Genomic DNA, 14,819 nt, shown 5'->3' with positions numbered 1-14,819 from the left:
TCCCGCGGAAATCCACCGCGGGCATGCGAGCTGCTGCTCCCCGGGTCTTTTATCTTTGGACGTCTGCGAGGCTTTCCCGCAGCAATCCTGTCAAGAAATCGGCCACGACCCCCTGGCCGGTTTCGTCTGTTATGAGATCGTTCCTGATTTCGATCATCACGTTGAGAAGCCCTGCCGGCAAGGCGTGGACCTCCAGCGTGTGCGTCACGCCGTCCGCCGGCCCGTAAGGCTCGTTGCGCTCGACGCGGTAGAGATGCGTATCGGATGCGGCCTGCAGCACCCGGTCGGCAAGCCGGCTGTCGGTATCGTGAAGCACGCCGATCTCGACAGGCCGCTCCTTGCCGAAATAGACCGGCGTGAAGCTGTGAATGGTGACGAGCACCGTCTGCAGCCCCCTCGCCCGCCGCGCCGCGATCTCCTCGCGGATCCGGCCGTGGAACGGCAGATAGAGAGCCGTGGTCCGGCGCGATTTCTCCGCCTCGGTCAGGTTCTCGTTGCCGGGGATCCGGAAGATCTCGGACACGTCGCGGATCGCTGCGGGCGAATCCGGCGGCCGGTTGCAGTCGTAGATGAGCCGCGAAAACCGCTGGTGGATCAGCGTCGCGTCGAGGCTCTTCGACATCAGCCGGGAGACGGCAAGCGCTCCCGGATCCCAGGCGATGTGCGAGGCAAGCGCATCCGCGGAAAGCCCCAGATCGCCATACCGTTCCGGCAGGCGGCGCGAGGCGTGTTCGCAGACGAGAAGCACGTCTCCGCGGCCGCCGGTATTGTCCACCGCGACGGGCTCGCCATCCGCCTCCGTGAAGAATTCCGACTGGACCAGCATCAACGCCTTCCGGAAAAAATCGTTTAAATTGGATTAAGAAGAGAATTCTTCACTTTCCGGCTGCCGTCAACGTGATTCTGAAAATTTCTCTTCACCCGCTCCATTGACACCTGTCACAAAAGTACTTTTAACTCGTGTCATAAACCGGCGAAGACCGGAGGGAACAGCTTTCGTGCCACCAACTGCACGCACCGTATCAGATGTCATTCGCGTTCGTTACGACGGCCTGACGCGTGCGGAAAAACAGTTGGCGGACAGCCTATTGGAGAACTATCCGGTGTCGGGGCTCGGCAGCATCACTGTGATCGCGGAGAACGCCGGCGTTTCGACGCCGACGGTGGCACGCATGGTGCAGAAGCTCGGCTACAAGGGCTATCCGGAATTCCAGTCGCATCTCCACCAGGAGCTCGAGGCAACGATCTCCAATCCGATCGCCAAGCACGACCGCTGGGCCTCCAATGCGCCCGGCACGCATATCCTCAACCGCTTCGCCGACGCCATCACCGCCAATCTGCGCGACACGCTTTCGGATCTCGACACCACGACTTTCGAGGGCGCGGCCGCACTTCTGCGTGATCGCAATCGGGGCATCTACTTCGTCGGCGGCCGCATCACCGGGGCGCTGGCCGAGTATTTCTTCACCCACATGCAGGTCATCCGCCCGAAGACGACCCTGATCTCCACCAATTCCAGTTCCTGGCCGCAGCATGTTCTGAACATGAGTGCCGGCGACGTGCTGGTGATCTTCGATATCCGCCGCTACGAGCAGGAGATGGCGACGCTGGCAGAGGCCGCACGGGCCAACGGCGTCGTCATCGTCTTGCTGACCGACGTCTGGGCCTCGCCCGTCGCCAAGCACGCGCAACACACATTCAAGGTGCGGATCGAGGCGCCCTCGGCCTGGGACAGCTCCGTCATCACCCTGTTCGTCGTCGAGGCGCTGATCGAGGCGGTGCAGAGCGCAACCTGGGAGGAAACCCGCGAACGCATGAACTCTCTGGAAGGCCTCTTCGAGCGGACGATGCTGTTCCGCCGGCCGGGCCGCCAGGGCCGTCCCGATTGACAGTCGGGGTCAAGAAATATGCCGGTAATTCCGGGGGCTTATGAGCAACCGCTCATCCTCCGGCCTGTCATATACGATACATAAACTGGCTCTACGAGTCGCGCCGAACGATCCGGACCACACGACCTGAACCCCTAGGAGGATACCGTGCCCAACAAGACCCAACGTCTTCTTTCCCTGACGACCGCCCTCGTCGTCGCCTCCACCGCCATCGCCGCCGCCGAGCCGAGCGCCGAGCTGATCGCGGCCGCCAAGAAGGAAGGCACGCTGACCACGATCGCCCTGCCCCACAGCTGGTGCGGCTACGGCGACGTGATCGCCGGCTTCAAGGCGAAGTACGGCCTCGAAGTCAACGAACTGAACCCGGATGCCGGTTCGGGCGACGAAATCGAAGCGATCAAGGCCAACAAGGGCAACAAGGGCCCGCAGGCTCCTGACGTCATCGACGTCGGCCTGTCGTTCGGCCCGTCCGCCAAGGCCGACGGCCTGATCCAGCCCTACAAGGTCTCCACCTGGGATTCGATCCCGGCCGACGCCAAGGATGCAGACGGTTACTGGTACGGCGACTATTACGGCGTTCTCGCCTTCCTGGTGAACAAGGACCTCGTCAAGACCTCTCCGAAGGACTGGCCCGACCTCCTGAAGTCCGACTACGCCAATGCCGTCGCGCTCGCCGGCGATCCGCGCAGCGCCAACCAGGCCGTTCAGGGCGTTTATGCCGCCGGCCTCTCCGGCGCCAACGGCGACTCCGCCAAGGCCGGCGACGAAGGCCTGAAGTTCTTCGCGGAACTCAACAAGAAGGGCAATTTCGTTCCGGTCACCGGCAAGGCCGCCCCGTTCGCACAGGGCACGACGCCGATCATCGTCGCCTGGGACTATAACGCCCTGTCCTGGGGCGAAAGCCTGAAGGGCAACCCGCCCTTCGAGGTCGTGGTTCCGGCAAGCGGCGTCGTTGCAGGCGTCTACGTCCAGGCGATCTCCGCTTTCGCTCCGCATCCGAACGCTGCCAAGCTGTGGATGGAATACCTCTATTCCGACGAAGGTCAGCTCGGCTGGCTGAAGGGATATTGCCACCCGATCCGCTTCAACGATCTTGCCAAGAACAACAAGATCCCGAAGAACCTGCTCGACGCCCTGCCCCCGGCAGCAGCCTATGAGAAGGCCGTATTCCCGACGCTCGCCCAGCAGGCTGCCGCCAAGGAAACCATCACCAAGAAATGGGATAGCGTGGTCGGCGCCAACGTCGCAAAGTAATCGGAACAAGATTGACCTCCCGCGCCGTCCGGCGCGGGAGTTTTCCCGTTTTCCCTGGATCGCCAGCCTTCATGACCACCGCTTCCACGTCATTCATCGACCGCCGGACAGTCATAGACTGGCTCGGCATCGTGCCGTTCATGCTATTTGCGCTCGCCTTCCTGATTGTTCCCACGGTCTATCTGATCGTCGGCGCCTTCTTCAATCCGGCGGGCGAATTCACGTTTCAGAATATTGCCGACCTCTTTTCGCCGTCCATCCTCGGCGCCTACTGGATCAGTATCCGGGTATCCGTCGCGTCTGCACTCGGCGGCGCGTTGATCGGCTTCTTCCTCGCCTGGGCGGTCGTGCTCGGCGGCGTGCCGTCCTGGATCCGCTCCAGCCTGCTGACCTTTTCGGGCGTTGCGTCGAACTTCGCGGGCGTGCCGCTCGCCTTCGCCTTCCTTGCGACACTTGGTCGGACCGGGTTGGTCACGGTCTTCATGCGGGACTGGCTCGGCTTCAATCTCTATTCGACGGGGTTCAACCTCCTCTCGTTCTTCGGCCTGACGATCACCTACATGTTCTTCCAGATCCCGCTGATGGTACTGATCCTGACGCCGGCGCTGGACGGATTGAAGAAGGAGTGGCGCGAGGCATCCGAAATCCTTGGCGCGTCCACCTGGCAATACTGGCGCATGGTGGTGCTGCCGATCCTCTGGCCGAGCCTGATGGGCGCCACGCTCCTCCTTTTCGCCAACGCTTTCGGCGCGATTGCGACCGCCTTTGCGCTGACCGGTGCCTCGCTCAACATCGTGCCGATCCTGCTCTACGCCCAGATCCGTGGCGACGTGCTGCATAATCCCAATCTCGGTTATGCGCTCGCCCTCGGCATGATCGTCATCACCGGCATTTCCAACATCCTCTATATCTGGCTGCGCAGCCGCGCCGAACGGTGGCAGAAATGAAGGCGCACAAGATCTTCGCCTGGATCGCGATCGCCATCGGCGCCATCTATTTCTTCGTGCCGCTGATCGGGACTTTCGAGTTCTCGCTGCGCATGCGGCGCGGCGTCTATTCCTTCGATGCCTACCAGTCGGTGTTTACGGACGCTCAGTTCCGCGCCACCTTCGGCTTCTCGATGCTGATGGCGCTGGTGACGATCGTCGTCGGCATGCTGCTCATCGTGCCGACCGCCTATTGGGTGCGGCTACGCCTGCCGCAGATGCGGCCGGTCGTCGAATTCATCACGCTGCTGCCGCTCGTCATTCCGGCGATCGTCATCGTGTTCGGCTACCTGCGTCTCTACAATTCCTCGTCCTGGATCCCGTTCACCGGCTCGACGCAGGGCACCAACATCCTGCTGACATTCTCCTACGTCACGCTGGCCCTTCCATACATGTATCGCTCGGTCGATACCGCGATGCGGACCATCGATGTGCGGACGCTGACGGAGGCCGCCGAAATCCTTGGCGCCAAATGGCCGACGATCATGTTCCGCTGCATCTTCCCGAACGTCATGTCGGGAGTGCTCTCGGGCGCCTTCATCACGTTTGCGATCGTCATGGGAGAATTCACCATGGCGGCCCTTCTCAATCGTCCGGCCTTCGGTCCTTACCTCCAGCTCGTCGGCGCCAACAAGGCTTACGAACCTTCGGCGCTGGCGGTCATCGCCTTTGCCATCACCTGGCTCTCGATGGGTCTGATCCAGCTCGTTTCCCGCTTCAGCAAATTGACGCCTTCCAGGCCTTAAGGAATTTTGATGTCGTTCCTCGTTCTCGAAAGTATCAAGAAGAGCTTCGGCCAGACCCAGGTGGTCAAGGACTTCAATATGTCCATCGAGAAGGGTGAGTTCGTCTCCTTTCTCGGACCGTCGGGCTGCGGCAAGACGACCGTGCTGCGCATGATCGCCGGCTTCGAAAGCCCGAGCGATGGCGCCATCTCGATCAACGGCAAAAACCAGAACACGTTGAAGACCAACCAGCGCAATATTGGCATGGTCTTCCAGGCCTATGCGCTGTTTCCCAACATGAACGTCTTCGACAACGTCGCCTTCGGCTTGAAGGTCGCCGGCAAGTCCAAGACGGAGATCGAAACGCGCGTCAAGGAAATGCTGAAGCTCATCAGCCTCGAGCATCTGGCCGACCGCTACCCCTACCAGATGTCCGGCGGCCAGCAGCAGCGCGTGGCGCTCGCCCGCGCGCTTGCGCCGAAGCCGCAGGTCCTGCTGCTCGACGAGCCGCTGTCGGCGCTCGACGCCAAGATCCGTGTTTCATTGCGCGAGGAGATCCGTGAAATCCAGCGCCAGCTCGGCATCACCACCGTCTTCGTGACGCACGACCAGGAAGAGGCCTTGTCGATCTCCGACCGTGTCGTCGTCATGAATGCCGGCCGCGCCGACCAGATCGGCACCCCGTCGGAAATCTACAATCGTCCGACCACCCGCTTCGTCGCCTCCTTCGTCGGCACGCTCAACATCATCGAGGCGACCGTCGTCGATCCGGCGGCCAACACCGTCAAGGTCGGCGAGAATACCATCAGGCTGCGAGAATCGATCGGCGCGCTGAAGGGCGGCGACAAGCTCTCGATCGCGCTGCGCCCTGAAGCCGGTTCGCTCCTGGAAAATGCCAAGGGCGATACGTCGCTGACCGGTCAGGTCCTCTCCTCGCATTTTCTGGGGTCAGTCATCCGCACCAAGCTCGATGTCGGAGGAAACCAGATTTCCTTCGACATGTTCAATTCCCCGGATGCGGTCCTGCCGCAGTCGGGCGAAACCCTGACGCTGCGCTTCAACGCCCACGATTTCCTGATCATCCGCGACTGATCGCAAACGTAAAACGGCATCCTCGCGGATGCCGTTTTGCATTCGGGCAATCTCAGGCGGCGCCTTCCTCAGGCCGCGTCGTCGACCGCATCCTGGCCGGACGTCGGCACGTAGTTAAGGACCGGGCCGAGCCAGCGCTCGATCTCCTCGATCGACATCCCCTTGCGCTTGGCATAATCCTCGACCTGGTCCCGCTCGACCTTCGCCACTCCGAAATAGTAGGATGCCGGGTGGCCGATATAGAGGCCCGAGACCGACGAGCCGGGCCACATGGCGTAGCTTTCCGTCAGGATGACGCCGGTCGCCGCTTCCGCATCGAGCAGCCGGAACAGCGTCGCCTTTTCCGTATGGTCGGGCTGGGCCGGATAACCCGGCGCCGGGCGGATGCCGTTATAGGCCTCGGTGATCAGCTCTTCCGCCGAGAATGTCTCGTCGGGCGCATAACCCCAGAATTCCTTGCGGACCTGCTCGTGCATGCATTCGGCAAAGGCTTCCGCGAAGCGGTCAGCCAGCGCCTTGACGAGGATCGAGGAGTAATCGTCGTTCGCCCGTTCGAACCGCTCCGCGATCGCCACTTCCTCGATGCCGGCCGTGACGACGAAACCGCCGACATAGTCCTCCAGGCCGGTCTCGGCAGGTGCGACGAAATCCGACAGCGCCACGTTCGGGCGACCGTCACGCTTCGAAAGCTGCTGTCGCAGCGTGAAGAAGGTCGCGAGTTCTTCCGCGCGGCTCTCATCGGCAAAAACGCGAATATCGTCCCCCACCGCATTGGCCGGCCAGAAGCCGATCACCGCCCGCGGCCGGAACCATTTTTCCGCAATGATCTTGTCGAGCATCGCCTGCGCATCGGCATAAAGCTGGCGCGCCGCCTCGCCCTGCTTCTCGTCCTCGAGGATCGCCGGGAACCGCCCCTTCATCTCCCAGGTCTGGAAGAACGGCGTCCAGTCGATATATTTTGCCAGTTCCGCCAAGTCATAGGTCTCGAACACCTTGGTGCCCGTGAATTGCGGCTTCTTGGGCTGGTAGGACGACCAGTCGACCTTCTCCGCATTGGCGCGTGCACGCGCGATCGGCAGGCGGGTCTTTTCCGCTTCAGAGCGGGCATGGGCCGCCGCCACCTTGGCATATTCCGCCTGCACCGTGCTGATATAGCTCGGCTTTCCGTCTTCGGAGAGAAGCGCGGACACGACGCCGACGGCGCGGCTCGCATCCGTCACATAGATCGCCTGGCCGCGATCATAACGCGGATGGATCTTGACCGCCGTATGGACGCGGCTGGTCGTCGCCCCGCCGATCAGCAGCGGAATGTCGAAACCCTGGCGCTCCATTTCGGACGCCACATGCACCATCTCGTCGAGCGACGGGGTGATCAGGCCGGAAAGCCCGATGATATCGACCTTCTCGGCAATCGCCGTTTCCAGAATCTTGGTCGCCGGCACCATCACGCCGAGATCGATGATCTCGTAATTGTTGCAGGCGAGCACGACGCCGACGATGTTCTTGCCGATATCGTGGACGTCGCCCTTGACGGTCGCCATCAGCACCTTGCCGGCGGACTTCTTCTGGTCCCCGCCATTGAGGCGCTTTTCCTCTTCCATGTAGGGCAGAAGCACGGCCACGGCCTGCTTCATCACGCGGGCGGATTTCACCACCTGCGGCAGGAACATTTTTCCGGAGCCGAACAGGTCGCCGACCACGTTCATGCCGGCCATCAGCGGACCTTCGATCACATGCAGAGGCCGCTCCGCATTCTGGCGCGCCTCTTCCGTGTCGATATCGATGAATTCGTTGATACCGTTGACGAGCGCATGCGAAAGGCGCTTCTCCACCGGCCATTCGCGCCAGGCGAGATCTCTCTCCTTGGCTTCCTTGGCCCCGGTCCCGCGATAACGCTCGGCGATGTCGAGCATCCGTTCCGTCGCATCGTCGCGGCGGTTGAGCACGACGTCCTCGCAGGCCTCGCGCAGTTCCGGATCAATGTTTTCGTAGATCGCCAGCTGACCGGCATTGACGATGCCCATGTCCATGCCCGCCTGGATGGCGTGGTAGAGGAACACCGCATGCATCGCCTCGCGTACTGGCTCGTTGCCGCGGAACGAGAAGGACAGGTTCGAGACGCCGCCCGAGACATGCACGAGAGGCATGCGCTCGCGAATCGTCTTCGTCGCCTGGATGAACGCGAGCCCGTAGCCGTTATGCTCCTCGATCCCCGTCGCGACCGCAAAGATGTTCGGGTCGAAGATGATGTCTTCCGGCGGGAAATCCGCCTCTTCGGTCAGGAGCTTGTAGGCGCGTTCGCAGATCGCCACCTTGCGCTCGTAGGTATCGGCCTGGCCCTGCTCGTCGAAGGCCATGACCACGACGGCGGCGCCATAGTTGCGCAGCAGCTTGGCCTGGGCGATGAACTTCTCCTCGCCTTCCTTCATGGAGATCGAGTTGACGACCGGCTTGCCCTGCACGCATTTCAGGCCCGCCTCCATGATCTCGAACTTGGACGAGTCGAGCATGATCGGCACCCGGGCGATATCCGGTTCGGCGGCGATCAGGTTGACGAATTCGACCATCGCCCGCTGCGAGTCGATCAGGCCCTCGTCCATGTTGATGTCGATGATCGAGGCACCGTTTTCCACCTGCTCGCGGGCGACCACGAGAGCTGCGGTAAAATCGCCTGCGGTGATCAGCTTGCGGAATTTCGCCGAGCCGGTGACGTTGGTGCGCTCGCCGACATTGACGAACGGCACGTCCTTGGTGAACTCGAAGGGCTCCAGGCCCGCAAGCGACATGAACGGCCGGTGTTCCGGCACTTCGCGCGGCTTGTACGGCGCGACCGCTTCGGCAATCGCGCGGATATGTTCCGGCGTCGATCCGCAGCAGCCGCCGACGACGTTGACGAGGCCTTCCTCGGCAAAGCCTTTGATCTGGCGGGCCATGTCTTCCGGCGTCTCGTCATAACCGCCGAACGAGTTCGGCAGGCCGGCATTCGGATAGGCGGAGATGAACGTGTCGGCGACGCCCGAAAGCTCCTGCAGGTGCGGCCGCATCGCATCGGCGCCGAGCGCGCAGTTGAGGCCGACGGTGAAGGGCTTCGAATGACGGATGGAGGACCAGAAGGCCGACGGCGTCTGGCCGGACAGCGTGCGGCCGGAAAGATCGGTGATCGTGCCGGAGATCATCACCGGCAGGCGGATGCCCTTCGCCTCGAAACGCTCGGCACAGGCGAAGATCGCCGCCTTGGCGTTCAGCGTATCGAAGATCGTCTCGATCAGGATGATATCGGCGCCGCCGTCGATCAGGCCGTCGAGCTGTTCGCCATAGGCGATGCGAAGGTCGTCGAATGTCACCGCCCGGTAACCGGGATTGTTGACGTCGGGAGAAATCGAGGCGGTCCGGTTGGTCGGGCCGATGGCGCCGGCGACGAACCGGCGGCGGCCGTCTTCCTTCTCAGCCCTCAACACCGCCCGCCGCGCCAGCCGCGCGCCGTCGCGGTTCAGGTCGTAGACCGCGTTCTCCATCTGGTAGTCGGCCTGCGCGATGCGGGTCGAGGAGAATGTATTGGTTTCGATGATATCGGCGCCGGCCTTGGCATAACGGTAATGGATTTCCTCGACCGCCTGGGGCTGCGAGAGAATCAGAAGGTCGTTGTTGCCCTGCTGGTGGCAGGCGCATCCGGCAAATCGCTCGCCGCGAAAATGGCCTTCGTCGAAACCCAGGCCCTGGATTTCGGTGCCCATCGCACCGTCAAGGATGAGGATGCGCTCACGAGCCGCGGCCTTGAGTGCCGCCAGAATCTCCGCGCCGTCGCGCGCGGCGGCCTCGGGACCAAAGAGTTCGTCGAACATGGCACATCCCTTCATCGTTTCGATTTCGCTCAATAACCGCATAAAGATATCTTTATGTCAATATATAACCTCTGGAGTGCTTGATACCAGCCTGCTTAGGATAAGCGATTTAACAAGAGCCATGACAGGCAACCAGCAGGGCGCTATAGGCGTTCAGAGCGACACAGGTCCCAAACCGATTCCGAGGTTTTCATGAGCGACACCGGTCAGACAAAAGCCAACTGGGCGAGCCTCCCCTATCATCGTCGCTGGCTCCTGGATCAGGCCGACGGGCTCTTCGATTTCTTTCAAACCCGGGCCATCAACCCGATGGGCGGCTTCTTCGATCTCGACGACCAGGGCTTGGCCCTCGGCGGCGCCAACCCGACGCGCGGCATCCATGCCTCGGCTCGCATGGTCCATTGTTTCTCGATCGGCTACCTGCTCGGCCGGCCCGGCTCGGGCGATATCATCGACCACGGCATGCGCACTCTGTGGGAACGCCATCGTGATACGGAATATGGCGGCTATTTCTGGCAGGTCAACGACGACGGCGCAGCCGATTCCGCCAAGCAGGGTTATGGCCACGCCTTCGTGCTGCTCGCCGCCTCCTCGGCAAAAGTTGCCGGCCATCCGCTCGCCGACAAGATGCTGGCCGATATCAGCGAGGTTCTGGAGACCCAGTTCTGGGAGCCGCGTCACGGCGCGATTATGGAAGAATTCAATCGCGACTGGTCTCCGATCGATGGCGGCGGCTATCGCGGCCAGAATTCCAACATGCACCTCACTGAAGCGCTGATGGCCGCTTTCGAGGCAACTGGCGAGAAGGCCTATCTCGACAAGGCGGAAAGCATCGCCGACCTCGTCATCCGCCGCTCCGCCGGCAGCGTCGGTTTCCGGGTTGCCGAGCATTTTGATCCGGAATGGACGATCGACAAGGACTATTACCATCCCGACGAGATGTTCCGCCCCGCCGGCACCACGCCCGGCCATTGGCTGGAATGGTCGCGCCTCCTGCTGCAACTCTGGACGCTCGGGGACAAGAAGCACGCCTGGATGCCGGACGCGGCGAAATCGCTGTTCGTTCAGTCCATGTCACTGGGCTGGGACAGTCAAAAGGGCGGCTTTTTCTACACGCTCGACTGGGCCGACAAGCCCGCCAAGACCAACAAGCTCTGGTGGCCGATGTGCGAGGCGGCGGGTGCCGCGCATTTCCTCAACGAGCACCTGCCGGCCGACCGCTTTTACGAGGACAGCTACCGGCTGATCTGGGGCACGATCGCCAACCACTTCATCGATCACAAAAACGGCGGCTGGCACGAGGAACTGACCGAGGATCTCGTCCCCTCCCACACCCTCTTCCCCGGCAAGGGCGATATCTACCACGCCCTGCAGGCCTGCCTCATCCCGCTCTTTCCGGCAAACGGCAGCCTGACGAAGGTTATCGCCGAGGCCGAAGGGCGTATCTGAGGGTTTTCGCCGCAACGTCACCCGCCGGTGACGGAACCATCCAAGCCCGCGCCAGTTTCCGATGTCATGTCACTGTGACATCGGAATATCGCGACCATGCTCAACACGCTTGCCGAAGAGTTTTCGCACCAGGCGCCCGTTGCGATCGAGGTGCTTCTGGTGAGATTGATCGGCGCCGCTGTTCTGTGCGGCCTGATCGGCCTCGAACGCGAGTTGCGCAACAATTCCGCCGGCCTGCGCACCAACATGCTGATCGGTCTTGCCGCAGCCGTCTTCACGCTGGCCGGCCTGCAGGTCATGCATGAATTCGGCAATCAGCCCAATACGGTCCAGATCGACCCGATCCGCCTCATCGAGGCCGTCACCGCCGGCATCGCGTTCCTCGCCGCCGGCGTCGTCTTCCAGATGCGGGGCGACGTGAAGGGCCTGACCACCGGTGCCAGCATGTGGCTGTCCGGCGCGATCGGGCTCTGCGTCGGCCTCGGCATGTGGATCGTGGCAATCGCAGCGACCGGCGCCGGCATCGTCATCCTCAGGCTGCTGCGCAAGACCGAAGTGGCCGGGGGCATGAAGATGAATAGCGGATTCAGCCCACGAGGAAGGATAACGGCTCAGTCGACCGTACGCGGTGTCACCATCGCCCGGATACAACTCGTCAGCAGCTCGTAATCGTAAGGCTTGGTGATCAGCGCCGTCTGGCCAAGCCCCTCCGAGCCCGGCACGTTGCGGTCGCCGGTCGCAAAGATCACCGGCAGATCCGGCAGCGTTTCGCGCAATTTCAACGCAAGCTGCAATCCACTCATTTCGGGCAGATGGACATCCGTGATGAGAATGTCGATCGGATCGCTGCCGGCCGCTGCGAGCGCCTCGACGGCCGATCCGGCCTCGATCACGGCCATGCCGGAATCCTGGAGGAAATCCGCCGTCGAGATGCGGATCAGCGCCTCGTCTTCCACCAGGAGAACGGCAATCGCCGGATCCGGCGCTGATGGTTGCTCGACGGCAGGTTTCACGGGAGGCGTCTCGGGAAGATTTTCCGGCAAGCGCGGCGGAACAGCCTGCCGGTTCTGATCGATCACCTGGCGGATCTTCCGGGCGAGCGCCTCCCGCGTATAAGGCTTGCTCAGCAGATTGACGCCCGGGTCGAGCCGCCCGCCATGGACGATCGAATTTTCGGTGTAACCCGAGGTGAACAACACGCCGAGATGCGGCAGCCGTTCCTTGGCCCTCTTGGCGAGATCGCTGCTCTTCAGCCGCCCAGGCATCACCACGTCGGTGAACAGGCAGTCGATCGGCACGCCGCTTTCGACGATCGCAAGCCCACTGTCGGCATCCTTTGCCCGCAGGACCCGGTAGCCGAGTTCGGCAAGCAGGCTGACGGTGATCTCCCGCACCGCTTCGTCGTCTTCGACGACCAGGATCGTCTCGTGACCGCCAAAGGCAGCGCCACTGGTATTTTCGACGACCAAATCCTCGTCCTCCATCGATCGCGGAAGATATATCCTCACGGTGGTGCCATTTCCCGGCTCGCTGTAGATGCGGATATGGCCCCCCGACTGTTTGACGAAACCGTAGACCATCGACAGGCCGAGCCCCGTCCCCTTGCCTTCCGGCTTGGTGGTGAAGAAGGGATCGAAAACCTTGTCCAGAATGTCAGCCGTCATGCCCGTACCGGTATCGGTGACCGCAAGCATCACATATTGGCCGGCCTCGATGTCGAACATGTGGCGCGCATATTCGTCGTCGAGGAAGGCGTTGCCCAGTTCGATCGTCAACTTGCCCTGCCCGTTCATCGCATCGCGTGCGTTGATCGCAAGGTTGAGGAGTGCATTTTCGACATTGCTCGGATCGACCAGCGTGTTCCACAGCCCGCTTCCGACGACCGTGTCGATCTCGATCGCTTCGCCGAGGCTGCGCCTCAAGAGATGATCCATCTCCCGGATCAGGCGGCTCAGATTGACCACCTTCGGCGAAAGCGGCTGACGCCGGCCGAAGGCGAGAAGCTGCGAGGCGAGCCGGGCGCCGCGCGACGCCCCCGCAAGCGCGCTGTTCAATCGTCTTTCGGCCACTTCGTCACCCACGAAGCCCCGGCCGAGAAGCTGAAGGTTGCCGGTAATCACCTGCAGGAGATTGTTGAAATCATGGGCGATGCCGCCGGCGAGATTGCCGATCGCCTCCATCTTCTGGCTCTGGCGAAGCACTTCCTGCGTCCGCTCGAGCTCGATCGTTCTTTCCTCGACGCGGTGGCCGAGGGTTTCGGCGAGGCTGGAAAGCTCCGATTCCGTCTTCTTCTGCTCGTCGATATCGGTATTGGTGGCAACCCAGAGCGTGATCTCGCCCTCGGCATTCTTGATCGGCACAGCACGGCTGATGAACCAGCGATAGACGCCGTCGTGGCGGCGAAGGCGGATTTCCGTCTCCAGACGGTCTCCGGTGCGCAAGGCCTCGACCCAGGCGGCGGCAATCCGGGGGGAATCGTCCGGATGCAGCATCTCGGAGCGCCGCTCACTGTCGAAATAGAAGGACTCCAGGCCGCTATAGGTGAAGATCTGGTCGTTGCACCATTGCATCCGGCCATCCGGCGTCGCCGTCCACACATGTGTCGGCAGGGATTGGGCGAGCGTCCGGAAACGGTCCTCGTTTTCGCGGGCCGCCTCCTGCGCCCGGCGAAGCTCCGTAACGTCCTGGCCCTGCACGAAAATACCGCTGACTCCACCATCGCGATCGCGGATCGGCTGATAGACGAAATCCAGAAACCGCTCTTCCGGTTGAACGCTTTCGGAGGGCTGCAGAACGACGCGCGCGCCAAAGGCGCTGTAAGGCGTGCCGGTTCGGAAAACCTCGTCGAGCAGTTCGTAAAAGCCCTGGCCGGCAATATCCGGCAAAGCCTCGCGCACGGTCTTGCCGATCAGGTCCTCGCGGCCGACGATCGTCCGGTAGGACCTGTTGACGATCGAGAAAACATGCTCCGGGCCACGCAGCACCGCCATGAAGCCGGGCGCCTGCTCGAACAGCATGCGCAGATATTCCCGCTCCTCGCCAAGCGCGACATTCTGCCCCTGGACGGCATCGGCCCGACGCATCAGATCCGTATGAAACTGCAGGCCGGCGTCGCCCGCCGACCGGCTGCGCAGCAGGTGAAGTTCGGTCACATCCACGGTGTGCTGCAGGATGAAGGTGAGCTTGCCGGTCTCGTCCTTGATCGGCGTCTGGGTGGCGCTCCAATAACGATCCTCAAGCTCTCCATCGGGACCCTGGATCGGATAGGGGACGAGCGGCAGGTGATCCACCTCACCGGTGGAGAGCACCTTGGCGAAGGATTGGCGCAGCAGCCGGCCCGGAACGGAATCCGGTTCGCTCGGAAACGCATCGAATATATTGCGGCCGACAAGCTCGTCGCGGCTACGCCCCGTCACCGCCAGATAAGCGTCGTTCATCCCGACAAGCCGCAATTCCCGGTCGAGAATGACATAGGGATTGGGCGAGAGATTAAACAACTGATTCAGATCGATTTCGGAAAGCTCCGTCAGTCTGAACATGCGCCGTCCTTGATGCCAATGCATCACAGGTTATAGGGTTTCC

The 14,819-nt window shown here is 62.1% G+C and carries 10 protein-coding genes; 7 read left to right on the top strand and 3 right to left on the bottom strand.

Annotation, left to right across the window (positions count from 1 at the left end; genetic code table 11):
* Positions 1–49: 49 nt before the first annotated feature.
* Positions 50–826, bottom strand: coding sequence for an N-formylglutamate amidohydrolase (locus tag J2857_RS06610; RefSeq protein ID WP_210009215.1), 777 nt, complete (start codon positions 824–826; stop codon positions 50–52).
* Between the two features lie 172 nt (positions 827–998).
* On the opposite strand from J2857_RS06610, the gene J2857_RS06605 reads away from it, so the two are divergent.
* From J2857_RS06605 to J2857_RS06585, 5 genes are all read left to right on the top strand, one after another.
* On the top strand, positions 999–1,889 hold the full coding sequence (locus tag J2857_RS06605) for a MurR/RpiR family transcriptional regulator (protein ID WP_037083238.1): 891 nt from the start codon (positions 999–1,001) through the stop codon (positions 1,887–1,889).
* A 147-nt stretch (positions 1,890–2,036) separates the two neighbouring features.
* On the top strand, positions 2,037–3,143 hold the full coding sequence (locus tag J2857_RS06600; protein WP_210009214.1) for an ABC transporter substrate-binding protein: 1,107 nt from the start codon (positions 2,037–2,039) through the stop codon (positions 3,141–3,143).
* Between the two features lie 71 nt (positions 3,144–3,214).
* The gene (locus tag J2857_RS06595) at positions 3,215–4,090 is read left to right on the top strand and encodes an ABC transporter permease (RefSeq protein WP_210009212.1); all 876 of its coding nucleotides are present in this window, start codon (positions 3,215–3,217) and stop codon (positions 4,088–4,090) included.
* Complete coding sequence (locus tag J2857_RS06590; RefSeq protein ID WP_210009210.1) at positions 4,087–4,875, top strand: ABC transporter permease; 789 nt, start codon at positions 4,087–4,089, stop codon at positions 4,873–4,875. The genes J2857_RS06595 and J2857_RS06590 overlap by 4 nt, the downstream gene beginning before the upstream one ends.
* A 9-nt stretch (positions 4,876–4,884) precedes the next feature.
* Positions 4,885–5,946 carry an ABC transporter ATP-binding protein gene (locus J2857_RS06585; RefSeq protein WP_210009209.1) on the top strand — a complete coding sequence of 354 codons (1,062 nt, stop codon included), beginning with the start codon at positions 4,885–4,887 and terminating at the stop codon, positions 5,944–5,946.
* 68 nt (positions 5,947–6,014) lie between these two features.
* On the opposite strand, the gene metH is transcribed toward J2857_RS06585, so the two are convergent.
* Positions 6,015–9,788, bottom strand: a complete 3,774-nt coding sequence (gene metH / locus J2857_RS06580; protein ID WP_210009208.1) for a methionine synthase — start codon at positions 9,786–9,788, stop codon at positions 6,015–6,017.
* Between the two features lie 192 nt (positions 9,789–9,980).
* Here metH and J2857_RS06575 point away from each other — a divergent pair, with 192 nt between their 5' ends.
* Both J2857_RS06575 and J2857_RS06570 read left to right on the top strand, forming a co-directional pair.
* The gene (locus J2857_RS06575; protein WP_210009207.1) at positions 9,981–11,237 is read left to right on the top strand and encodes an AGE family epimerase/isomerase; all 1,257 of its coding nucleotides are present in this window, start codon (positions 9,981–9,983) and stop codon (positions 11,235–11,237) included.
* Positions 11,238–11,333: 96 nt separating this feature from the next.
* Positions 11,334–11,906: an MgtC/SapB family protein gene (locus J2857_RS06570; protein ID WP_210009206.1), complete on the top strand. Its 573-nt coding sequence runs from the start codon at positions 11,334–11,336 to the stop codon at positions 11,904–11,906.
* Here J2857_RS06570 and J2857_RS06565 read toward each other — a convergent pair.
* Positions 11,849–14,776 carry a hybrid sensor histidine kinase/response regulator gene (locus J2857_RS06565; protein ID WP_210009205.1) on the bottom strand — a complete coding sequence of 976 codons (2,928 nt, stop codon included), beginning with the start codon at positions 14,774–14,776 and terminating at the stop codon, positions 11,849–11,851. The genes J2857_RS06570 and J2857_RS06565 overlap by 58 nt on opposite strands.
* Positions 14,777–14,819: the final 43 nt, after the last annotated feature.

The organism is Neorhizobium galegae (assembly GCF_017877055.1).
In the GTDB taxonomy this organism is placed as follows: Bacteria; Pseudomonadota; Alphaproteobacteria; order Rhizobiales; family Rhizobiaceae; genus Neorhizobium; species Neorhizobium galegae_D.
The sequence above is the reverse complement of the archived record's forward strand: the minus strand, read 5'-3'. Positions and strand labels throughout refer to the sequence as shown.

Coding starts and splice junctions, on each gene's coding strand:
- J2857_RS06570 (WP_210009206.1), top strand. CDS start 11,334: ATGCTCAACACGCTTGCCGAAGAGTTTTCGCACCAGGCGCCCGTTGCG.
- metH (WP_210009208.1), bottom strand. CDS start 9,788: ATGTTCGACGAACTCTTTGGTCCCGAGGCCGCCGCGCGCGACGGCGCG.
- J2857_RS06565 (WP_210009205.1), bottom strand. CDS start 14,776: ATGTTCAGACTGACGGAGCTTTCCGAAATCGATCTGAATCAGTTGTTT.
- J2857_RS06590 (WP_210009210.1), top strand. CDS start 4,087: ATGAAGGCGCACAAGATCTTCGCCTGGATCGCGATCGCCATCGGCGCC.
- J2857_RS06575 (WP_210009207.1), top strand. CDS start 9,981: ATGAGCGACACCGGTCAGACAAAAGCCAACTGGGCGAGCCTCCCCTAT.
- J2857_RS06595 (WP_210009212.1), top strand. CDS start 3,215: ATGACCACCGCTTCCACGTCATTCATCGACCGCCGGACAGTCATAGAC.
- J2857_RS06610 (WP_210009215.1), bottom strand. CDS start 826: ATGCTGGTCCAGTCGGAATTCTTCACGGAGGCGGATGGCGAGCCCGTC.
- J2857_RS06585 (WP_210009209.1), top strand. CDS start 4,885: ATGTCGTTCCTCGTTCTCGAAAGTATCAAGAAGAGCTTCGGCCAGACC.